This is a genomic window from Maribacter sp. IgM3_T14_3, from assembly GCF_049603095.1.
Classification (GTDB): domain Bacteria; phylum Bacteroidota; class Bacteroidia; order Flavobacteriales; family Flavobacteriaceae; genus Maribacter.
Map to the genome: position 1 here is coordinate 2015128 of NZ_CP187138.1, position 22277 is coordinate 2037404.

General features: G+C 36.3%; 24 protein-coding genes and 1 tRNA gene. 7 read left to right on the top strand and 18 right to left on the bottom strand.

Features of this window, described 5'->3' with window-relative positions; all coding sequences use genetic code 11:
- Window positions 1–2: 2 nt before the first annotated feature.
- The 6 genes from ACPF9A_RS09080 to ACPF9A_RS09105 all read right to left on the bottom strand — a co-directional run bounded on the left by ACPF9A_RS09080 (window position 3) and on the right by ACPF9A_RS09105 (window position 6126).
- Complete coding sequence (locus ACPF9A_RS09080) at window positions 3–1049, bottom strand: c-type cytochrome (protein WP_424003703.1); 1047 nt, start codon at window positions 1047–1049, stop codon at window positions 3–5.
- A 279-nt stretch (window positions 1050–1328) separates the two neighbouring features.
- Window positions 1329–2399, bottom strand: coding sequence for a nickel-binding protein (locus ACPF9A_RS09085; RefSeq protein WP_424003705.1), 1071 nt, complete (start codon window positions 2397–2399; stop codon window positions 1329–1331).
- Window positions 2400–2423: 24 nt separating this feature from the next.
- Window positions 2424–3488, bottom strand: coding sequence for a helix-turn-helix transcriptional regulator (locus ACPF9A_RS09090; protein WP_424003707.1), 1065 nt, complete (start codon window positions 3486–3488; stop codon window positions 2424–2426).
- A 24-nt stretch (window positions 3489–3512) separates the two neighbouring features.
- The gene (locus tag ACPF9A_RS09095; RefSeq protein WP_424003709.1) at window positions 3513–4616 is read right to left on the bottom strand and encodes a nickel-binding protein; all 1104 of its coding nucleotides are present in this window, start codon (window positions 4614–4616) and stop codon (window positions 3513–3515) included.
- A gap of 498 nt (window positions 4617–5114) precedes the next feature.
- Window positions 5115–5191, bottom strand: a tRNA-Ala gene (locus ACPF9A_RS09100).
- A 137-nt stretch (window positions 5192–5328) separates the two neighbouring features.
- Window positions 5329–6126, bottom strand: a complete 798-nt coding sequence (locus tag ACPF9A_RS09105; protein WP_424003711.1) for a universal stress protein — start codon at window positions 6124–6126, stop codon at window positions 5329–5331.
- A gap of 53 nt (window positions 6127–6179) precedes the next feature.
- On the opposite strand from ACPF9A_RS09105, the gene ACPF9A_RS09110 reads away from it, so the two are divergent.
- The 7 genes from ACPF9A_RS09110 (at window position 6180) to ACPF9A_RS09140 (ending at window position 11927) form a co-directional block, all read left to right on the top strand.
- Entirely contained in the window at window positions 6180–6680 is a 501-nt protein-coding gene (locus ACPF9A_RS09110) for a GNAT family N-acetyltransferase (RefSeq protein WP_424003713.1), read from the top strand.
- A gap of 11 nt (window positions 6681–6691) precedes the next feature.
- Window positions 6692–8026 carry an MATE family efflux transporter gene (locus ACPF9A_RS09115; protein WP_424003715.1) on the top strand — a complete coding sequence of 445 codons (1335 nt, stop codon included), beginning with the start codon at window positions 6692–6694 and terminating at the stop codon, window positions 8024–8026.
- Window positions 8027–8095: 69 nt separating this feature from the next.
- On the top strand, window positions 8096–8863 hold the full coding sequence (locus ACPF9A_RS09120; RefSeq protein ID WP_424003717.1) for an enoyl-CoA hydratase/isomerase family protein: 768 nt from the start codon (window positions 8096–8098) through the stop codon (window positions 8861–8863).
- Window positions 8864–9077: 214 nt separating this feature from the next.
- Window positions 9078–9503, top strand: coding sequence for a hypothetical protein (locus ACPF9A_RS09125; RefSeq protein ID WP_424003719.1), 426 nt, complete (start codon window positions 9078–9080; stop codon window positions 9501–9503).
- Between the two features lie 56 nt (window positions 9504–9559).
- Window positions 9560–10009 (top strand): 6-pyruvoyl trahydropterin synthase family protein, encoded by a 450-nt coding sequence (locus ACPF9A_RS09130; RefSeq protein WP_424003721.1) that lies wholly within the window; start codon window positions 9560–9562, stop codon window positions 10007–10009.
- A gap of 83 nt (window positions 10010–10092) precedes the next feature.
- Window positions 10093–11079: a hypothetical protein gene (locus ACPF9A_RS09135; protein WP_424003723.1), complete on the top strand. Its 987-nt coding sequence runs from the start codon at window positions 10093–10095 to the stop codon at window positions 11077–11079.
- 83 nt (window positions 11080–11162) lie between these two features.
- Window positions 11163–11927: a UDP-2,3-diacylglucosamine diphosphatase gene (locus ACPF9A_RS09140; protein WP_424003725.1), complete on the top strand. Its 765-nt coding sequence runs from the start codon at window positions 11163–11165 to the stop codon at window positions 11925–11927.
- Window positions 11928–12564: 637 nt separating this feature from the next.
- Here ACPF9A_RS09140 and ACPF9A_RS09145 read toward each other — a convergent pair.
- The 12 genes from ACPF9A_RS09145 to ACPF9A_RS09200 all read right to left on the bottom strand — a co-directional run bounded on the left by ACPF9A_RS09145 (window position 12565) and on the right by ACPF9A_RS09200 (window position 22216).
- On the bottom strand, window positions 12565–13827 hold the full coding sequence (locus ACPF9A_RS09145) for an MFS transporter (protein ID WP_424003727.1): 1263 nt from the start codon (window positions 13825–13827) through the stop codon (window positions 12565–12567).
- Window positions 13828–13931: 104 nt separating this feature from the next.
- Window positions 13932–14294: a hypothetical protein gene (locus ACPF9A_RS09150; RefSeq protein WP_424003729.1), complete on the bottom strand. Its 363-nt coding sequence runs from the start codon at window positions 14292–14294 to the stop codon at window positions 13932–13934.
- A 62-nt stretch (window positions 14295–14356) separates the two neighbouring features.
- Window positions 14357–14740, bottom strand: coding sequence for a VOC family protein (locus ACPF9A_RS09155; RefSeq protein WP_424003731.1), 384 nt, complete (start codon window positions 14738–14740; stop codon window positions 14357–14359).
- A 10-nt stretch (window positions 14741–14750) separates the two neighbouring features.
- Entirely contained in the window at window positions 14751–15482 is a 732-nt protein-coding gene (locus ACPF9A_RS09160) for a hypothetical protein (protein ID WP_424003733.1), read from the bottom strand.
- 7 nt (window positions 15483–15489) lie between these two features.
- Window positions 15490–17178 (bottom strand): single-stranded-DNA-specific exonuclease RecJ, encoded by a 1689-nt coding sequence (recJ, locus tag ACPF9A_RS09165; RefSeq protein ID WP_424003735.1) that lies wholly within the window; start codon window positions 17176–17178, stop codon window positions 15490–15492.
- An 87-nt stretch (window positions 17179–17265) separates the two neighbouring features.
- A complete protein-coding gene (locus ACPF9A_RS09170; protein WP_282048640.1) occupies window positions 17266–17616 on the bottom strand; it encodes a four helix bundle protein in 351 nt (116 codons plus the stop codon).
- 29 nt (window positions 17617–17645) lie between these two features.
- Window positions 17646–18074, bottom strand: coding sequence for an OsmC family protein (locus ACPF9A_RS09175; protein WP_424003737.1), 429 nt, complete (start codon window positions 18072–18074; stop codon window positions 17646–17648).
- Window positions 18075–18479: 405 nt separating this feature from the next.
- Window positions 18480–19058: a uracil-DNA glycosylase family protein gene (locus ACPF9A_RS09180; protein WP_424003739.1), complete on the bottom strand. Its 579-nt coding sequence runs from the start codon at window positions 19056–19058 to the stop codon at window positions 18480–18482.
- A 28-nt stretch (window positions 19059–19086) separates the two neighbouring features.
- Complete coding sequence (locus tag ACPF9A_RS09185) at window positions 19087–20214, bottom strand: DUF819 family protein (RefSeq protein ID WP_424003741.1); 1128 nt, start codon at window positions 20212–20214, stop codon at window positions 19087–19089.
- A 36-nt stretch (window positions 20215–20250) separates the two neighbouring features.
- Window positions 20251–20589, bottom strand: a complete 339-nt coding sequence (locus tag ACPF9A_RS09190) for a HopJ type III effector protein (RefSeq protein WP_424003743.1) — start codon at window positions 20587–20589, stop codon at window positions 20251–20253.
- A 112-nt stretch (window positions 20590–20701) separates the two neighbouring features.
- Entirely contained in the window at window positions 20702–21373 is a 672-nt protein-coding gene (gene rsmI, locus ACPF9A_RS09195; protein WP_424003745.1) for a 16S rRNA (cytidine(1402)-2'-O)-methyltransferase, read from the bottom strand.
- A gap of 150 nt (window positions 21374–21523) precedes the next feature.
- On the bottom strand, window positions 21524–22216 hold the full coding sequence (locus ACPF9A_RS09200; protein WP_424003747.1) for a hypothetical protein: 693 nt from the start codon (window positions 22214–22216) through the stop codon (window positions 21524–21526).
- Window positions 22217–22277: the final 61 nt, after the last annotated feature.

Genomic DNA, 22277 nt, shown 5'->3' on the forward strand with positions numbered 1-22277 from the left:
GTCTATTTAGATTTAACAATGTTGTACTCTTTTTTATAATATTCCATGATAGGTTGAAAAGGTCCCAATTGATGTTGTTGAAGTGAGAACGTATCCACATATGGGGGATAAGGCGTTGAAACCGGTTTTTTCTTCAAGTCTGGAAAATCCTTTTCTCGATTAATTTTTTCAGGTCTTCGTTGTTGGTTGATATATCCTGCGACGTCATAGGCTTCTTCATCGGTTAGTACCGGATTCTCATAAGTCGCCCCAAAGGGCATATTGGCCTTGATGAACCTGGCAGCGGTAAGCACCCTAGTCATTCCGGCACCATTGTTATAGGAATCATCGCCCCAAAGCGGTGGGTATTTATAGCCATTCCCTTCCAGCGATTTTTCTCCCTGTCCATTTTTACCATGGCATAAAACACAGTTCGTTGTGAAAATCCGTTGTCCGTTTTCAAGATTTACTGCTCTTTTGGGGATATCAATTTTCACAAACCCCTGTCCTTTGATTTTTCCGTCTTCAGGCGCGTATCTTCCCAGCCAATCGAGGTAACCAATCAAAGCTTTCATTTCTTTACTGTCTTCCGGCATCATTCTTCCATTCATACTACGCTCCATACAACCATTAATGCGTTCTTCGATGGTTCCCATTTTGTTTTCCCTACCCCTGAATTGGGGAAAGCGTTGTATAATTCCAATTAATGGAGCCGCATAAGGTTTTGTGCCAGACCACAAATGGCAATTGGTACATGAAAGGTTATTTCCGGCGAGGTCCATATTTTTAGTATCAGCATTTGGACCCAGATAGTTTGGGGTGTTTTGAAAAACGTCATATCCAAATTTTATTTCCTTATTTTCTTCGGAATCATCCAACAATGAAACATCATAATTAATAGCATAGACATCTTTGACTATATTCTCAGTACCGTTTCCCTTTGAATAACTATCCAGACAGGACCATAGCAAGAAAACCGACAGCGTCAATAGCACTGTAAAGGGTATCAAAAGATGTCGTGCTAGACTTTTGATATCTTTGATAAATCGATTTTTCTCAACAGTTTCCATTCTTTTTCTAATGCATTATTATAAGTCTTTCCCCTAAAATTTTGCACGGGAAAGCCCTTACGGACATATGATGTCCGCTGCCATTTTTACTATTTATGGGGGAGTATTGTCAGCAGGATAACCCAAAGACCTTGCTGTAATTTAATACTGTAAATCTACGATGGGAGACAGGAGGAAAATGTAATTTTTGATTCAAAGGTTCGAACAAATGAACCACGGGTGTACTTTTTGGCTCAAATGATGAAACAATTGTTTCATCTCGAAAATAGTGCTTTCACTTTAGTAAAAAAGTTTTGCAAAAGTAGTGGGTAGAATCTTATATCTTTTTCGAAAAACACGTGTAAAATAAGTTGGACTGTTAAAACCCAATTCATAAGCGATTTCGGCAACAGTCTTTCCCTTTTGTTTTAGAGTTTCCAAAGACTTTCGCAAACGCATTTCGCGGATAAGTTCGTTAGGCGACATACCCGTAAGCCCCTTTACCCGTCTATATACCTGCGCCTTGCTTAAGCCCAATATCTTGCATAGCTGGCCACTTTTAAATTCAGTACAATAAAGTTTGCCATTCACAGCAGTAAAAAGAGCTTTTGAAAATATAAAATCATTGTTATCAATGGTATGAAAGGCTTCCAAGTCCGTATCTCTTTTTTGTGATTCTTTGCCTGATAAAGTCTTGGTCATTGCATCAACATAAATGGCGTTGCTCAAACCCATGCCACATAAGTATTGTGCTTTGGTTTTGGGTTCTGCAAACAGTTCGGTACCGTAATCGTCTACCGGCTTTCCCGTAACCAACGCCATCGTATAATCGAGATGATCCACCTTGGATTTTAAATGGGCGTCAATGGAAGTTGCACATGAAATTGCATCCGAAGCAAAAATAAAGGAAGCCATAACTTGGCTATCGGGCCGGAGTATTAAACTACCATGGTACTCTTTTGTAAAATCATATATTTTGTTTTTATGGTAGCTGTCGTTTTGGGCAAAGCTCGCCATTCGAAGCACTAATAATGTTCGGTATCCACTATCGACATCCCCCGATAGGGTAAGGGCCATATCGTGACGATTCTTTTTCCCAATGCCCAAAAAAGAAACAAACTCTTCGTTTGATACCTCAATGATATTGCAGGCATGGTCCATATGTGCCATTTGGTGAGCTGCATTACAAGCCTCCTTATCTGGTCCTTCCACAAGGCAGAACATGGTCTTTTGTTCAAAATTTATCCAGAATTTTTTATGGGTGACGCCGAATTTATCCTGAACGTTCAAATCAGCGAGATGGGCGCGAAAAGCATCCTCCTCTGTGAATTTATCTGAATGAATATAATGAAGGTCTACATATAAAGGCATGATATGTACAATTTATTGAACCATTTAAGCACTATAAAGTTTGGCAAAAGTTGTTGGCAACACCTTATATCTATTTCTAAAAACTCTTGTAAAATAAGTCGGGCTATTGAAACCCAGATTATAAGCTATCTCTGCTACTGTCTTATCGTTCTCTTTTAAAGCTTCCAAAGATTTCCGTAAACGAATCTCGCGGATAAGTTCGTTAGGTGACATGCCGGTTAGGGCCTTTATCTTTCGATAGGCTTGGGCCTTGCTCAGACCTATCGTTTTGTTGAGGTCTTCGCTTTTGAAATCAGCATTTGAAATTTGAAACTCCAAAGCTTTCCACAGGATCTCGAACATGTTAAAATCTCCATTGGAAACCAATTTGACAATTCCCCTTGCTTTATCTGACTTATTGAAATTCTTTTGAAGAAGAGCTTCGGTATCCATATCAACATGTACAGTTTGGTTCCCTCCAATACTACAGAGCATTTGTAAGCGCCCTTGCGCTTCTCCAAAGAAATCGGACCCTGTCTCATCGACAGGTTTACCTGTAACGAGGGCCATAGTATAATCTACGCTTGTCTGAATATTTTTTAACAAACGACATACCGCCAAACAGCAGGCTATGGCATCAGAAGCATACACAAAGCAAGCCATAATATGGTTATTTGGCTGATTGATATTGCTGCCCTGATACTGCTGTATCAGTTTGCGGACTTCTTTAATATGCTTCCCGTTTTTTCCAGTAAAATCTATCAAAGAGACCATCATCAAGGTGCGATACCCCGTATCGATTTCCCCTGAAGAGGTCAGGGCCATATCATTTTCATCTTTACCTCCGGCGCCAAAAAATGCACCGAAATCAATTTCGCTGGAAACTTCGATAACATTGCAGGCTCCTATACCATGTGCAGACATGTGCATATCAACACAAGCCTTTTTATCGGCTGCTTCCATAAGACAAAAAATCTTCTTCTCAGGAAGATTTAAAAAATATTTGATGTTTTTAACCCCATACCTGCCTTGTACAGCTAAATCTTCACGATGACCTTCTCTAGCTGCTATCTCATCAAAGGCTCCGTCTTCGACAATATGTATATCCATAAAAAGGGGCATATAGACTTTTTTTTAATTTTTTATGTTGGCTATTTTGACATAGCTTAAAGGTAGCAGTCCAAAACGTTTTTGAAAACATTTTATAAAATAAGAAGGGCTATTAAATCCTGTTTCATACGTGGTCTGAGAAACATTGTGACCTTCTTTCCCTAACAACTCCAAAGACTTTAACAAGCGATATTCCCTTAATAAGATATTCGGCGACTTACCGGTAACCGCTTTGCATTTTCGGTAGAGCTGGGATTTACTAATGGAAAGCTTCTTACAAAAGTGTTGAATTCCAAATTCGGGATTTTGCCAGCTGGTATCCAAAATATCAATAAAAAGTTCAAGTGATTTTTCCTCGGATGCGTTAAGTCTTTTAATGTTGCTTTGTAAGCTTACATTCTTTCGTCTATCAGGTTTATTCAATTCGCTTACAATTGACGTCATGGTAATTCGATTTTCAGAATCTATGGTACACAGGTATTGCGCCAATTTTACCGTCTTTCCGAACAGCATATCACTTTGGTCTACGGGTAAACCGGCGTGCAGGCCCATACGCAAATCTATAAGTTCCGCAGCTATGTGCAAGGCTTTGCGAATTGCAATTGCGCATTCAACACCCATAGAGACGGAGGCAAAAGAAATCACAAAGGCATCTCCCTTTATTTCCACCTCGCTACCTTCATGTTTTTCTATTTGCTCATTAACCGTTTTATAGTAAAGTGAAAACAATTGTTTTGCTTTCTCATGCCCCAAATTATGACGTAATAGCCCTGCATTTGTTGTTTTTATCACCAATATGACTCGAAAGGCCGGGTCATTGAATATTTTAAGTGTGGGGTCGTTTGGGTCGAAATAAGACTCTGGGTCATCAATTCTTCCCAAAAATGCTTCCACCACTTTAGCATTGACAGGAATGATTTCGTGTGGTACAATGCCATGCGCGTGGTCGTGCATCTCTCTTACCGCTTCTTCGTTTGGTGCGTCGATCAGGCAAAAGACCCGACCTCTATTCTCGTCCACCCAATAGGTCATATTACGGCAACCAAACTGGTTTTGTACTCCAAGGTCTTTTTTATGTGCCTCAGCGGCATGTTTCGCTTCGATTCCCGGTACGATATGTGAATCCATGTAAATTGGCATGGTCAAGACTTAAAATTGCATTTTCAGTTCACTAAAATTCTGATTATCATAAATATAGCTATTTCAAGATAGGAAAATCGAACTTTTGATTCAAATAATGGTAGAAATGAATCATTTCGTATTTGAAACTTGACAGGCAATCAGAATTTGAAAGAATTTTGTTTTATCCTTTTAAAAGGCCGATTTTTAGGACAAGCATTTAAATTCACAATTCTTATTCACAGGTTGTCCTTTTCTTGGTCTCTTTAAGTATTCTCGTTTATGAACCTTTTATGGGATTTAGATTCCTTAATCTAAAATCGAAGATTGAAACACCAAATTTGAGAAATTTTACGAAAAAACCTTCTTTAAAGGTTGGAGAAGTACCAAAATGAACCAATTTGTATCAAATAATACCAGAATTAATTTAAAACCAGTTTTGCGTGCAAATTGCGTGCAAATAAAAAAAGCTTCAAAAGTCAAAAACTCTTGAAGCCTTATATTTACTGGTGGAGAATACCGGATTCGAACCGGTGACCTCTTGCCTGCCAGGCAAGCGCTCTAGCCAACTGAGCTAATCCCCCTTTATTTTATCTTTCCTTCAATTTAATTAGAAATGACCTTCCCGAATGCTTTCGGACCGCACTAGAAAACTATGCTAATCCCCCAATTTTAAAGAAGCTCAAAGAAAATACATTTTAGTATGCTAACAAAGTACTACCTAATCTTTCTTTACACTTAATACCAATACCGGTACAGGGGCATAAAACTCTGATTTTGAAATAGTGCTTTTTTCCCATAATTTCTTGAAAAAACCACGCTTTCTTCTAAAAACGCACAATAAATCGGGATGTTTTGCTTGAAAATGCTCTAAAACGCCATGGTACGTAGTTGAATTTTCTGTAAAAGTCAACTGAGAACTAATGTCCATCAATGCCGTATTTATCTTTAAATCGTCATCTGAATAACCCGGAGTTTTCACCATTAAAAGATTTACAACAGCCTTGTGCTTATTCTTAATTGAAATTAACGGATCTAGAATTCTCTTTCTTTTTAATATACCAGACTTGAAGGCAACCAGAATATTTTTAAAAGGTATATACGCTGTTCCTTTTGGTACAATCAACGTTGGTATATTCGTTCGTTTTATAATGGCTCCAGAAGTTTGTCCTAAATAATTCTCTTCCTGAATATCATTACTTCTTGGTGCCAATATTATTAGGTCAATACCTAATCCCTTATCAATTTCTTTTAGCCCATCTTTTAGCTCACCGTTAAAGCTTGCTATTTTTATAGAGACGTCTTTTGTATCTACTGTACCGATTACTTCCTTTAATCTTTCCTTTGAATTATCTGCTACCTTTTGTGTTATATTGGCAAGCGTTCCTGTTTTTCCGCTGACATTAAAAACATCCATTACATATATTTCTGCACCAAAGTCTTGTGCAAAATCTACTGCATATTGTAATGTTTGATTCGCATTTGAGGAGGTACCTATAGGAACAAGAATATTCATCATGATAAAAAGTGTTGATTATAACTCTAAATTTACAATATAATTAAATTGCTTTTATGATAGCACCCGCAAAGATATCGCAAATACCCGAAATTCTTATTATGACAGATGCTTGTAGAATTGCTATGGAAGCCAATGGTATTTATCAATGGACGACCGATTACCCTTCTAAACAGGCATTTGAAAATGACATAGAACGCAATGAACTTTATGTGCTTCAACATGATAACGAAATAGTGGGCTGTATTGTTGTTTCGCTTTTTATGGATGAAGAATACACTTCGGTAAACTGGCTAACAGAAAATGTAAATAACTACTATATTCATCGCCTAGCAGTACACCCTAAATATCAAGGTAAAGGTTTTGCCCAGCGTTTAATGGACTTCGGCGAAAACTTTGCCAGAGAAAACAATGCCGTATCCGTTAGGTTAGATACCTTTAGCCAGAACAAAAGAAATCAGAAATTTTACGAGCAACGTGGTTATACCAAATTAGGAGATATCTTTTTCCCAAAGCAAAGTGAACATCCTTTTCATTGCTACGAACTCGTATTATAGAAATCATATTTTTGAAAACTTCCGTTAATTTTAAATCTATAAATGCCCTAGCTATTCCTGCTACTATTGCAGGTATTGCCGAACCGCTATTATCCATAACAGATACGGCTATTGTAGGTAATATTCCGGTAGACGGGTTAGAATCGCTTGCAGCAGCAGGTATTGTAGGGTCTTTTCTTTCTATGCTGATCTGGATTCTTGGGCAAACGCGTAGTGCTATATCTTCCATTATTTCACAGTATTTAGGTGCCGGTAAATTAGAGGAAGTTAAAACATTACCCGCGCAGGCTATTTACCTCAACATTGCTTTGAGTATTCTGGTTTTGCTATCTACCATTTTTGTTGTTCAAGAAATCTTTGAACTTTTAAATGCCAAAGGAAAAATATTACAATACTGTATTAGCTACTACTCCATTCGAGTATGGGGTTTTCCCTTAACCTTATTCGTTTTCGCGGTGATGGGTATTTTCCGCGGATTACAGAATACCTATTGGCCCATGGTCATTGCTATCACCGGAGCGGTTTTAAACGTTATTCTAGATTTTGCTTTTGTATATGGTATTGAAGGATTCATCCCTGCCATGTATTTAGAAGGTGCCGCTTATGCTAGTTTGCTGGCGCAAGCGATTATGGCAATAATGGCATTCTATTTACTTTTGACAAAAACCGATATTAGCCTAAAACTAAAATTACCTGTTCACCAAGAACTTGGTCGTTTGGTAGTCATGAGCTTAAATTTATTTGTTCGTGCCATTGCCTTGAACACTGCTCTTATTCTTGCAGTTCGAGAAGCTACCGCACTTGGTGATAAATACATTGGTGCACATACCATTGCTATTAACCTTTGGCTATTTTCTGCCTTTTTTATTGATGGATACGGTGCTGCCGGTAATATTATGGGCGGTCGATTATTGGGGGAACGTAATTATGACGGACTCTGGCTGTTGGCAAAAAAGATTACGAAATACGGACTCATAGTTAGCCTGGTGATTATGGCTTTGGCTACCATTTTCTATAAACCATTGGGTAGCTTATTCTCTAACGAACCCTTAGTACTTTCTGCATTTTACGGCATCTTCTACATTATAATACTGGGGCTTCCTTTTAATAGTACTGCTTTTGTTTTAGACGGAGTTTTTAAAGGGCTGGGGGAAATGAAATATTTACGAAACACCTTACTTGTTGCTACCTTTTTAGGCTTTGTGCCAATGCTGTTCTTAGGTAAATATCTTCACTGGGGATTAACAGGAATATGGCTTGCTTTCACTGTTTGGATGTTTATTAGAGGTGCAGCCCTGGTGTGGAAATTCAGAAACAAGTTCAAACCTTTATTGCAAAATCCGTAATTTTGTATCAGCTACTTCTAGACAAATCTCGAAGTAGATAATCTCGTTTATCGAGTAAAATAAAATGCTATGGTCACTTCAAGAAAAAATGGAAGTTTATATACACGAATAGATGGTAAAGTTGCTCATGTAGAGTTTGGGCATCCTGCTAGTAATTCATTCGTTTCTGAACTTCTAGAACGCTTAACGGATACTATTAATGAGCTTTCTGATAATGAGGCTATTTCTGTTATCCTACTAAAATCTGAAGGTGAAAAAGCTTTTTGTGCCGGTGCTTCTTTTGATGAGTTACTTGAAGTTTCTAATCTTGAAGAAGGTAAAGCATTTTTTAGCGGTTTTGCCCATGTCATCAATGCCATGCGTAAGTGTAAAAAGGTCATTGTAGGTCGTGTACATGGCAAAACTGTTGGTGGTGGCGTAGGCCTTGCCGCTGCTTGTGATTATGTGTATTCTAATGTAAATGCATCAATTAAACTATCAGAACTTAGTATTGGTATCGCTCCTTTAGTAATTGCCCCAGCCGTAGCTCGTAAAATAGGCACTGCCGCTATGGGCGAAATGTCTTTAGCACCTACCGAATGGAAAAACGCGTATTGGGCTCAAGAAAAAGGACTTTTCAATAAAGTGTACGACTCTGCACAAGAAATGGACAAGGAACTTGACTTCTTTATTCACCAGTTAGCAAGCTATAATGCTGAAGCTTTAACCGAATGGAAGAAAGTTTTATGGGAAGGTACCGACCATTGGGAAACCTTATTGACAGACCGCGCTGCTATCACCGGAAAATTAGCCCTTTCTGATTTTACGAGAAACGCACTGTCAAAATTTAAAAAATAAACAATAACTGAAACAGCGGTTCGTTCTGTTTCTAAATAATTAGTATGGATTTCTTTCAATTTTTAAACGGTAACCTAGTATTTCCTGTTCTTGCACTTTCTGTTTTGATCATTTATTTCGTAAACAAAATGCGAGCTAAAAAGAAATACAAAAGGTAATTCAACACCTTACGCAACTAATTGGTATTTGAGCATCTTAGAAAAAAACCAGTTTTATGTTCGCAAAATTCATAGTAGCAATTCTTTCTATATTTCTTGTTGCCTGTAATGACAAAGACGATGCTGAACAGCAAGACTGTGCTGAAACCATTTGTACCCTTAATTTTGTTACCATAACGGTTAGCGTAAAAGACGCATCGGGCGAGGCAATAGTATTAGATACCTATATGGTTATCGATAATGCAACTGTTAAAGACTTAGCTGCAGATTTAAATGGTGAAGAATATCAATACCTTAAAGAACAAGGTTTCTACCCTATTCTTAGTGACGCCAATCGCATTCAATACCAGAATACTACGGCAACACTTACTTTCAAAGGCTTTATTGCAAATGAAGAGGTTATCAACGAAGTTTATGAAGTTGGTGCAGATTGTTGTCATGTGAGCTTAATCTCTGGAAATACCGAGATTGTTTTAGAATGATTTCTCTCTATAAATCCTTTTAAAGATTCCCTACCTTTGCCATATAATTATAGGCTATGAGCAATATTCGTATTACCAAACAATTCAATTTTGAAACCGGACATGCACTTTACGGTTATGACGGTAAATGTAGAAATGTACATGGCCATAGCTATAAATTATCTGTAACCGTTATCGGTACGCCTATAACAGACACCAGCCACGTAAAATTAGGTATGGTTATCGATTTCGGAGATCTTAAAAAAATAGTCAAAGAAGATATCGTTGATATTTTCGATCACGCTACGGTATTCAATAAAAATACGCCTCACGTAGAACTTGCCAAAGAATTAACGGACAGAGGGCACAGCGTTATCTTGGCAGATTACCAACCTACTAGTGAGAATATGGTCATAGATTTTGCCGCGAAAATCAAATCACGCCTACCTAAAAACATTTCTTTATTCTCTTTAAAGCTACAAGAAACCGATACTTCTTTTGCAGAGTGGTATGCCAGTGATAATTAAGTTCACCAAAACTTAACGGTATACTTTACTTAAAGGCTTTCAATTTGTTTTATTTTTAGGGGAACTCCTTAATATATAACAACATGACCAAACATCATATTTACTGGTGGAATCTTGAAAACCTGTTCGATATTGAAAACTCACCTCGAAGAAGTGAATTTTTAAACAACCATTTGGGTAAGGAACTCGACGGATGGAGTGCTATTATTCTAGACCAAAAAATAGCTAATCTAACAGCCGTCATTTCAAAATTCAATAACGGTGAAGGTCCAGATATATTGGGAGTTTGTGAGGTAGAAAACGAGTTTGTTATTGAGCTACTTATCGATGCTATGAGTGCTGCCTTGAATAAGAACTACGGCTTTGTAATTTCTGAAGGAGATGATAAACGAGGTATTGATACCGCTCTTATTTATGATAAAACGAAATACGGCCCCGAACAGGAAACCTTTAGTCTACGCATTATAAAGAGAAATACAACCAGAGATTTGTTTCAAGTTCATATCAATACTGCGAATGGCAATAAGCTAGTTTGCGTTCTTAATCACTGGCCTTCTAGATCTGGTGGTGAACTCGCAAGCGAACCATTTAGAATTATGGTTGCTGAAAATTTATCGTACTGGATCGAGAGAATTTATGAAGAGCAAGGCGATGATGCCAATATCATATTAATGGGCGATTTTAATGACAACCCGTATAACAAGAGTATTACAGAGTATTTAATGGCTATTAATAACAAAGCTTTGGTCAAAAGTAACAGAGTGCGATTAAAGTACTTTTACAATGTAATGCATCGATTTTTAGATGCTCAAATAGGCACATTTGTATTCGGTAATGAATATAATATGCTTGATCAGTTTATGATATCAAAAAGTATCGTTTCAGAGAAATCAGAATTGCCTTTTAAATTGAGCTCTGTAGAAATTATTGCTTACCCTGAGCTTACTTCTGGGTCGTACCAGAAACCGGTAAAATTTGGTAGACCCAATTCTTCAACATTTAATGAAAAAGGATTTAGTGATCACCTACCTATAAAAATGGTGCTGAACGAAAAAGATGCTGCCGTTTAATTCCACATCTAAACATTAGCGTTCGCTTATTTTGACCTGTGTATTCCCTAGGTACGCAAAACAGTTATTATATTTACATCCTAATGACGAATATTGAACTTCCCGCAGGAAAAAAAGTATATTTTGCTAGTGATAACCACCTAGGCGCACCTACTATGGAAGAAAGTAGGGTGAGAGAACTGAAGTTTATTCGTTGGCTAGATACGATCAAGTCGGACGCCAGAGTGATTTTCTTGATGGGTGATTTGTTCGATTTTTGGTTTGAATACACCACCGTTATCCCAAAAGGATTTACTAGAACTCTAGGAAAACTTGCAGAACTGTCTGATGCAGGCATACAAATACACTACTTTGTTGGTAACCACGACCTTTGGATGAACGGTTACTTTGAAGAAGAACTTAATATACCTGTTTACCATAAACCTCAGCAATATTCCATTAACGGAGCCTCTTTCTTTATAGGTCATGGTGACGGACTCGGACCAGACGATAAGGGGTTTAAGAGAATGAAAAAGGTTTTTACCAACCCTGTAGCCAAATGGTTCTTTAAATGGCTTCACCCAGATATAGGTGTTCGTTTGGCGAAGCATCTTTCTGTAAGTAACAAATTGATTAGTGGAGATGATGATGCCAAGTTTTTAGGTGAAGACAAAGAATGGTTGGTGCTATATGCCAAACGCAAGTTAGAAACGCAACATTACGATCATTTCATTTTTGGTCATAGACACCTTCCTTTAGAAATTGAATTGAAAGAAAATTCAAAATATACCAATCTAGGTGATTGGATCGGTTACTACACCTATGCCGAGTTTGATGGCTTGCAACTTACTTTGAAAGAATTTAAGTAGAATTCAGTAAAAACATCGACGAAATACATAAATTTAATTGTAATCCTTTTCTTACAACAAGAATTGAGCAGTTCACAACAATAGTTTTATAAAACTAGTTCTTGGTTATATCTTTACAGTGTTATTAAGTTTGAGTGTTGACCCCAAATCTTCACATTACCTACAAGTTTCCCCAGCTTAAAACCCAAATTTTAAGTGTACCTACTTTAAAGAACAGCCCCTATTTTAGGGGCTTTTTCGTTGTTTTAACTTTTTTACTTCAATTATTATTTTTTAATTTTAAAAATCCTATAAATTTTTAAAAATCGAAATACTATTCATTTACACTTCAGAAAAAACAAATAATTTACATTTTATACATGCTGATTTTTTTACAAAATCAGACCTATTCAAGTCAAATATATTATTAAACAACATGTAATCCTTTTCTTACATTTTAAAAATGGCACTTCACAACAAAAGTTAGTGTAAACTACCAATTGGTGATACCTTTACACTGTTGTTAAGATTAAGTGTTGATTCCCAAATCTACAGTTACCTACAAGTTCCCCCGCTTAATGACCCAAACATTAAGCACCACCTACAATAAAAAAAGCCCCTAATTAGGGGCTTTTTTTATGATATGAATCTAAGTTCTTTAACTCTCGTGCTCTTCTACATCTTTCTGTAAATCGAGCTTTCTAAATTTAGGCGAAACGATGGCAGTAAGTCCGACCGTTAAAAAAGTCATAGTACCCCCAAACACAACTGCGGTTACCGTACCCATTAATTTTGCAGTAAGTCCACTTTCAAAAGCTCCAAGCTCATTAGATGACCCTACAAACATAGAATTTACAGATGCTACACGCCCACGCATATTATCGGGAGTTTTTAATTGCAATATGGTTTGTCTTATAATCATTGATACGCCGTCAACCGCTCCGCTTAAGAACAACGCAATAACAGACAGCCAGAAATAGGTAGATAAACCGAATACGATCATACACACCCCAAAACCAAATACGGCAAATAATAACTTTTTCCCTGCATTTTTATGTAATGGAAATCTAGTAGATCCCAACATAGTTAACGCAGCACCTACTGCCGGTGCAGCTCTTAATACGCCGAAGCCTTCTGATCCTACATGTAATATATCTTGAGCAAAAATGGGCAACAATGCTACTGCTCCACCAAATAGTACAGCAATCATATCTAAGGTCAAAGCACCTAATACTGCTCTGGTTTTAAATACAAACGTTAACCCTTCTTTTAAACTCTGAAAAACCGGCTCCCCAATTTTCGGATTAAGAATTGGCTTCTTAGAAATATTAAATAATGCCGTCAATGCCAGTAACGAAAAGCCAAAAATGACGCACATTGACCAGTGTACACCTATAAAACTAATAGAAAAACCTGCTAATGCCGGACCAAGAACTGATGCCATTTGCCATGTAGTACTGCTCCAAGTTGCAGCATTCGGGTATATTTTTTTAGGTACAATTAAAGCTATTAATGAAAATATAGTGGGACCTAGAAAGGCACGAACTAATCCGCCACAGAAAACCAATGCATATATTCCGTAGAGAATGACTTTGGTTTCATAGGCTTCTAGAACCGACGGTAGACTTAGCAGAAAAAGTCCGAAACTAATGACAGAGAAGCCTAAAATACACTTCATCAATAAATTTCGCTTTTCTTTTTGATCTACAATATGACCAGCAAAAAGTGCCATACCTACTGCAGGTATCACTTCCATCAAGCCAATAATACCCAATGATAACGGGTCTTTGGTAATCGTGTAGACTTGCCATTCAATTACTATAAATTGCATTGACCAAGCAAAAACCATGGCAAAACGGACTAGCAGAAAAATATTGAATTCCTTGAATCTTAGTGCCGCATAAGGATCATTAACGCTCATAAGGTAATCGCTAAATAGGGTCTAAAGATATTTAATAAATTAAAGGGCAGTAAGCGATTGTATAACTAATTAATCGATAGAAGTAATAAGAATTTTATTGCATTCTATTCAATGCCTAATTCTCCGAAATAGGAATCTAACTCTAACTTAAATAATGTACCGTTAATTAAATCTCTAACCTCAATGGCTTCTTGATAGCTAACCGCAAATGTTATTTGATGGGCAGGAGTATTCAATAATAATGATCGACACGTTTCTTTCGTTTTACAATCTCCACAAAGATTACCCTTACCGCTTTTTACAGTATCTGCGATGCATTTCGAAAAATGACGTAATTCGCTCTGGGTTAGCAATAGACCGATATCCCTGAAAATTACTTGAACTTTATTGGATTGGTTCGGTATCTCTTTTTTCCATTGGAAGGCTATTCCAATTTCATTCTGGTAAATAGGATGAATATCGTTCATAAGAATCTACATATTTACTATAAATATATACATCTTATTTAGAATAATTATAAATAGTATTGTTAAATGGTGATTTCTATTTGATTTCCTTCTGGGTCTAGAATGACACTTTCGTAGTATCCATCGCCTGTAGTTCTTGGCTCACCGGTTATTTTGAATCCGTCTTCTCTTAGCTTTTCGGTCAAAGCATCTACCTGTTCTTTTGAACCTACTGACATGGCAAAATGTATGAATCCAGTATTCACAGCATTATCAGTAGCCGCATGAATAGATGGTTTATGCATAATTTCTAACCTTGCCCCATCAGTAAAACTTAAAAAGTAAGATGTAAACTGTTTGGTTGCATTATGATACTTTTCTCCTGCTAGCGCATTAAAATACGTTTCATAAAATGCACGCATTGCTTCTAAATCAGTTACCCAAATAGCAATATGTTCAATTCTCATTTAATGTCTTTTAGTTAATTTGAGATTCGCATTTGGAAACTCCAATAGCAAATATTGGTTGTTCACGATCAGCTTTTAACATTACGAAACGAATACAATATCCATCAAAATTTACTGTTCTAAAATTATAGAAGACGTCCTCTTTAAGAGGAAAAGAACTTGATTGTCCAAAATTCTCTAAACTAAAATGTCCAGATTCTTTAGAATTTAGAAAATTTAAATCAGTCATAAATAAATCAATTGTTACTAGCCGCTTTTCAAAATCAATAAAAAGGCTAGTCTCATAAGTTGAATTTTGACTATTCTCTAAAAGCTGTTCTTTTACAACTAATTGATTATTCTCAATTCCAAAGACTTTATATGAAATAGTCATTCCGTCTTCAAGAAACTTTCTCTTATACTTTTCCAGATATTCTATTTCTTTCGCATATTGCTTATTTTTATCGATTGTATCAACAATTACATTTAAATCATCCTTTGAAACATTATCACTAAAAAACAATGGAACTATAAATGAGGAAATTAAAAGAAATATCAACCCTATAAACCATGGGTTTCTTAGCAAATTCGTTTTTAAACCCAATTCGCTATTTAACCTCTTTCTTGTAGATTTTTCTGAAATAAGCTTATTAATTAATTTTTCCTTTGATAGACCTGACCAGCCAGTAATACCAACATTTTTTGAAATAACTTGTAATTCGATTTTTGACTTATTTCTTAAAATATTTTCAATTTTCTCCAATGCCTAATTATTTAATATCCTTTAGCTTCAATTGCAGACTAACATTACCTTGCCATTCATTCTCATCAATAGAAAAAACAGCACTAAAAGGTTTTCTGCCAGTTACCAAAGAAAGCTTATCGCCCATATTAAAGCCGATACCATCAATTTTATGACTGTCTTGCTGTACTACCGAAACTTTCAAATGTGCTTCTTCTTTACCTACGCCCTTTGCATAGCCAGTGTCATGTAAATCTTCTGCCATAAAAACGGGAGACATATTACCAGGACCAAAAGGGGCAAACTGTTTTAGAATGCGCATTAACTTTGGAGTAATATCTTGTAGCTCTATAGTAGTATCTATAGTAATTTCCGGTATCAACATTTGTGGATCAATGCTCTCCTTAACTACCTTCTCGAACTGATGTTTGAAATTATTATACTGCTCTTCTAACATCGTTAATCCTGCCGCATATTTGTGTCCGCCAAACTGTTCTATATAGTCCGCACAACCTTCTAAAGCATTGTACACATCAAAACCTCTAACCGATCTTGCCGATGCTGCGAGCTTATCGCCACTTTTGGTAAAAACGAGTGTTGGTCTATAGTAGGTTTCAGTTAATCTTGATGCTACAATGCCGATAACCCCTTTATGCCAGGTGTCTTTGTAAACGACAGATGTGAACCCTTCTTCTTCTTGATTTTCTTGAATTTGCCCTAGTGCCTCAATCGTAATTTCTTGATCAAGCCCTCTTCTATCCGTATTGAATTTTTCGATTTCAGCAGCGAATTGTATGGCTTGGTCCATATTGGTTTCGGTCAAAAGATTTACGGCATATTGACCGTGTTTCATTCTGCCTGCGGCATTAATTCTAGGTGCAATGATGAAAACCACGTCGGTAATTGTAAGCTCTTTTTTATTGATTTGATCAATAATAGCTTTAAACCCTATTCTAGGTTGTTGATTGATAACCTGTAAGCCATAAAAAGCAAGTATTCGATTCTCCCCAGTTATCGGTACAATATCCGCGCCAATTGCAGTTGCCACTAAATCAAGGTAATAGACGAAATCATCAATAGTTTCTCCTCTACGAGATCCTAATGCCTGAATTAACTTAAAACCTACACCGCAACCGCATAATTCATCATACGGATATGAACAATCTTCTCTTTTTGGGTCTAAAACTGCTATTGCCCTTGGCAATATTGTACCAGGTCTGTGGTGGTCACATATGATAAAATCAATACCCTTTTCTTTGGCATAAGCAACTTTGTCAATTGCCTTAACTCCACAATCCAAAGCAACAATTAAGGTGAATCCGTTATCCTCTGCAAAATCGATTCCTTTATATGACACTCCGTACCCTTCATCATATCGGTCCGGAATATACGTTGCCACATTAGGATAGTAACTCAACAGATACGATGACATTAAAGCAACGGCGGTTGTACCATCGACATCATAATCGCCATATACCAAGATATTCTCTCCGTCGGCAATGGCTTTTTCGATTCTCTCTACCGCAATATCCATGTCCTTCATTAAAAAAGGATCGTGTAAATCTTCTAACTTCGGACGAAAGAAATCTTTCGCCTCTTCATACGTAGAAATTCCTCTTTGCAACAATAGCTGCGCCACCAAATCATCGACCTTTAAAGCACTCGCTAAAGTATCAATATCTTCTTGTTTCGGTTTAGGTTTAATTGTCCAGCGCATTTTATTCAAGTTCAAGTTCAAAAACCAAGTTCAAGTTCAAAATCCTAAAATAGAATCATTAAACTTCTTTGAAAATTTGACTTTTGGTTATTTTTTGTTTCTAATGATTGTTGCTATAATTCTTATTAATTGTTCAAGTTCGTCTAATATTTCAACTCTTTTAGAAGCATTACCATACCCAACTTTGGTCAATATCTTAAGATTGACCCTAGACTCCTTCAATTCTTTTAAAGATATGGATGCCTTGTTGATATAATCCTTAACCGTATTTGTTCCTTGCGCTTCACCAAAATTAAGCGCAGAACTTCCTGCTGATCTTAGCAATTGATTACCATAATACTGCCCGGTCATATCAGACGGCAAGTCTTTACAAAAAAGTACAATGTTAGCTGCAAAATCAACCAATCTATCTTCAAGATCAAACTTTTTATCCGGCATAATTTTTATTTGAACTTGAACTTGTAAATTTATTTCTTATGAAAAACAGTCTTAATCTCTAGTTCGGCAAATTGTCTGAACATTTCCATTACTCCGCAATATTTTTCAATGGATAGGTCTACTGCTCTTTGTAATTTTTTCTCGGCTAAATTTGCGCCATGAAAATGATATTCTATAACTACTTTGTCATAGAACTTAGGATGCTCATCTGTTAGGTTTGCGATTGTTTCAATTTGAAACTCATCTACTTCTAGTTTCATTTTTTTAATCAATGCAGCTACATCTAAACCAGAACAACCTGCCAATGAAGAAAGCATTAATGCTTTAGGTCTAAAACCACTACCATCACCACCATCTTCTTTCGCGATATCTATTCGTAGCGAATGACCTGAAGGATTATTACTTTCAAAAGACATATTACCTAACCATTTTGTGCTAATATGATTTGTTGTGCTCATAATTTTTATTTTTTGTAGGCTATAAAAATACGATAATATAGGGTGGGGTTTTGTTAGCAATTAGCAATTAGCAATTAGCAATTAGCAATTAGCAATTAGCAATTAGCAATTAGCAATTAGCAATTAGCAATTAGCAATTAGCAATTAGCAATTAGCAATTAGCAATTAGCAATTAGCAATTAGCAATTAGCAATTAGCAATTAGCAATTAGCAATTAGCAATTAGCAAAAGTTAAATTATTCGAATTACAAGACCTAGTTGTAAGCTAAAATAATTTTATACGCACAACTACTGTCAGTTCGAGTGGTTTATTATTCAATATTTTCATTGAATAATAAAATGTATCGAGAACCATTTAGAGTACGTTAGGCTCTCGATATTTCTATTTTTAGAAAAATAGCCAAATCATCCTTTCTGTAATATATCAGCAACCAATTCCTGCAACGCCCCAACAACATCTTCCTCGAACCAAGAATTCTTACTACGCCAAAAATGATTTACTGGTGATGGATGTGGTAGAAGAAAATACTTAGGCAAGTATTCTTTGTAATGCAATACATTTTCGGTCAGGTTCTTTTTTGCTTTCTTCCCCAGATATTGGTCTTGAGAATATTTACCGATCAATAAAATGAGTTGTACATTATTGAATTGGTCCCATACCTGAGAATGCCACAAGGGAGCACATTCTTTTCTGGGTGGTAAATCGCCGGTCTTTCCCTTACCTGGATAACAAAACCCCATGGGCAGTACTGCAAAATTATTAGGATTATAAAATACCTCTTCATTGACACCAAGCCACTCTCTAAGCTTTTTGCCACTTGGGTCATCCCAAGCTTTGTTTTCAACATGGGCTTTTCTACCTGGCGCTTGACTTACCAATATTATTTTTGAATTAATTGTACCCGCAACAATTGGTCTTGGTTCTAAAGGCAAATGTGCCTTACAAACCTCGCAACCTCTTATTTCAGATAATAATTCTTGCATTTATATATTCGTTTCTAATCTTATTATTTTAGGCAACAAAATTTCTCAATAGCCAAATTGTTAACATACCCCAGAATGTACCTGTAGCCATACTTAAAATTGCCAATACTATGGCATGTGGCATCCATTTTAAATTATATGCCGCCGTCACTGCCGGTGCCGTAGCTATACCCCCAACATTTGCCATACTGGCGATTGGTACCCAAGCTATATTTACATTTAATAACTTCGCAATGCCTATCATAAACAGAAAATGCCCTACTAACCATATACTAAGAAAACCTAAAAAAGACATATCAAAACCTAAGGTGGCTATTTGTAGTTTTAACCCCAAAACAGCCATCACTACAATAATTAATATTCCACCAATCTTTAATACAAACCTATAATTCCAATTCGGAATGAAATTACTCAATAATAGCCCAAGAAAAGATAGCAACACAACCTTGGTAACAAAGCTCTCTATTAAAAAATTGCTCAAGACTACTGCACCTAGTATGATTAAAAAGCACCATATAGCCCCAAGTTTATCTCCGGTATCTTTACGAATATCTTCAGGTATAGCTGCATCTGTTATTTTAAACCATCGGTTTAGAGAATCACTTTTTTTAATCGTCTGAAACATTATAATTGTCCATACGTTTACCAAAATATTATCCATAACCAAAACAGCAAGAAATATATTCTCAGGGCAATCGACCAATTCTTTTAACACTAATTGACTTGTACTGCCACCGATCCAGCTACCGACTATTGGCGGAATACCCATCCAATACCGATCATTAATAATGATTTCACTAATTAATTCTGTCTCAGAAAACAGGAATATTAGTAGCACAGGAAATACGGCGATAAACAAAGATCCTGCAACAAAAACCAAAATAGGTCTTATGCCTATTGCTTTTAGCTGTGCTATTGACAGACTACTCATTACCGCAATTATTGCCAAGGGAATAAAATAATCTTTGCTAAAATCGTGGATGTTTGCTTGCGAATAATCAACCTTTAAGGTGTATGAAATTATTGCCGGTATTACATATGCCAATAAAATAGCAGGTACCCAATCAAAAAGCGATTTTATATACTTGTTCTCCCAATGATCTAAAAAATAAACCACGACAACCGTAAAAGATGCTATAAACCAAGGTGTTATCATAGCGACAATTTAAGGTGCTTTAGACCTATAAAATAATTATTTCAATGCTTCGCCATCAAAAGACAATCCTTCGAAACCAGTTTTCATAAAGTTTCTAATGTTTTGGTGTGAGCTTCCTTTTAAATCAAGAAGTACTTCGTCAAAATAGTACTGACCAAAACAAGCCAAGGTTTCTTCTTTTGAAAGGCCTTCTTTAATAGCAAAAGAGAATAGCTTACAAGAACCGGAGTTTTGACCCACTTCGTTTCTAATAGCTCCGTTCGTATATGCTGTTGGTGTAAAACTGTATTTCGAATCAATCGCGACCATAGTGTCAGAAAAATTAATTTCTTTCGGTGAGGTCTTTAGTTTATTCTTGAACTCTTCTAATGTCATCGTTACCGGTTTTGGACTTAAATAGGGTTATTTCTTAGATTTTGATATTCAAATATAACGAAACCCTATTTTTTACCTCTACTTTACCTTCGTTCAAATTCTCAAATCTATTTTACTTATTACCCCCAACAATGATAACGATTTCCCCTTTCGGTGGTTTTTCTGTGAAGTGTTTTAGTACTTCTTCGGCTGTTCCCCGAACTGTTTCTTCGTACAGTTTGGTTAATTCTCTAGAAACAGAGATAGGTCTTTCTGCCCCGAAATATTCTACAAAATGCGCTAATGTCTTTAGTAACTTATGTGGAGATTCATAAAAGATAATGGTACGTTGTTCTTCTGCCAATAATTTCAATCGTGTCTGTCTTCCCTTTTTTACGGGCAAAAATCCCTCGAAAACAAACTTATCATTTGGCAAACCGCTATTGACCAAAGCTGGTACAAAAGCTGTTGCGCCCGGCAAGCAGTCGACCTCAATACCCGCTTCAACACAGGCACGGGTTAAAAGAAAACCTGGGTCTGAAATTGCCGGTGTACCTGCATCTGAAATGAGTGCAATATTCTCACCTCCTTTTAGCTTACCTACCAAATAATCGACCATATTATGCTCGTTGTGCATATGGTGGCTTTTCATCTGTGTACCAATCTCGAAATGATGCAATAATTTACCGCTGGTACGTGTGTCTTCCGCAAGTATTAAATCTACTTCTTTAAGAACACGAATCGCCCTTAAGGTCATATCCTCTAAATTTCCGATCGGTGTAGGTACTAAATAAAGCTTTCCCATGTATTTTAAAGTAAAAAACCTCAAGGCAGGCACTCGAGGCATTGATTTGAAAATTTAATTTAGATTTTGACACAATCGTAAGAGCATTTAAATCTCTATTATCGAGCAAAAAACCCAACACCGGTGCTGGGTCGCCGATACATATATTAACTAAGAGAATCTACGAGATACCAATTCAATGAATCTTTCTTCATATGGTTCTTTACCTGCCCAATTATTATAGTCTGGCTTTACCATATTTTTTATAAATGAAATCGAGCGTTCTTCGGTATCAATGGTATTTAACTGAGATAGCACACGGTTGTAATCTTCCATGTTATTATTAAATAAATGTTTTACAAATGCCAAGCGATCGTTCAAATCTACTTTTACATTACTTTTTGCTAAACGGTCATTTAATGATTTTGGAGATGCATCGGTCTGATTTAGGTCTTCTTTTGAAGGCATAAAAAGCTCCTTATCATTCTTCATTAGATTCGGCGTTGACATAAACTCTGCCAATACATCTTCTAATTGATTATTATCTGGCATTTCAGAAATAAATCCTTTTATAGTTTCCATCCCAGGATACTTAATAATATCTTCTTCATGCGGATTACTCTCTGGTACTCCTGTATTTCCTTTCATTACGGCATTCGCCATTTCTTCGAATTTTGCCGCAATAGCATTTTTAGAAACATCAACTTCCATATCATTGAGTTCTACCTCAATAAACTTAAGCACAGCGAGTTTCTCGTATAGGTTTTTAGAAACCTCATACAATTTTGTTACATCATCTAAATTATCAGCAGTCAAAATTTCTGTAGATAACTTTCTCAATTCCAGTTTCAACTTATTTTTCATCTCACAATTTTTACGGTAAAGTCCTAAATAGCGGGTTTTTTAAATACCTTTATCATTCTTA